Source organism: Paludibaculum fermentans (assembly GCF_051172195.1).
Classification (GTDB): Bacteria; Acidobacteriota; Terriglobia; order Bryobacterales; family Bryobacteraceae; genus Paludibaculum; species Paludibaculum fermentans_A.
In genome coordinates, this window is the sequence record NZ_JBPJAQ010000022.1 from 1 (window position 1) to 569 (window position 569).

At 61.0% G+C, this 569-nt stretch carries 1 protein-coding gene; it reads left to right on the plus strand.

Going from position 1 to position 569, the window contains the following annotated elements; all coding sequences use genetic code 11:
* Positions 1-569: transposase (locus ACR9Y2_RS40295; RefSeq protein ID WP_435047589.1), on the plus strand; the 569-nt coding region annotated here is incomplete at both ends.

Sequence of the window (569 nt, forward strand, 5' to 3'; positions counted from 1 at the left end):
ATGCCCTGGATCTGAGCCCCATCCTCGACACCCATGCCCGCAAGGATGGCCGCGGCAAGGCCGCCTATCATCCGGTTCTGTTGGTTCGACTCCTGGTCTACGGCTATGCCGTAGGCAAGCGAAGCTCTCGTCAGTTGGAACGCGCCACCTTTGACGAGGTGCCCTTCCGCTACCTCGCCGCTGACCAGCATCCAGATCACGACACTATCTCCACGTTTCGGCAGGTCCACCTACAGGAACTCGCGAAATTGTTTCTGCAGGTTCTCGCTCTCTGCCGGAAAGCAGGGATGGTGCAACTGGGCCAGATCGCCATTGATGGCAGCAAGGTCGCGGCTAACGCGAGCCAACGGAAGTCGCACAGTTACGCGAAACTGAGCGAGCGTGAGCAGCAGTGGCTGGAGACTGTGGACCGGCTCCTCAAAGAGGCACAGGCGAAGGACGAACAGGAAGACCGCGAGTTTGGGCCGGGCCGGCGAGGCGATGAGTTGCCGGAGGAACTGGCAACAGCGCAACAGCAGTTGGCTCGGATTCGCGCTGCGAAGAAGGAACTGGAAGAGGAAGCCCGGCGA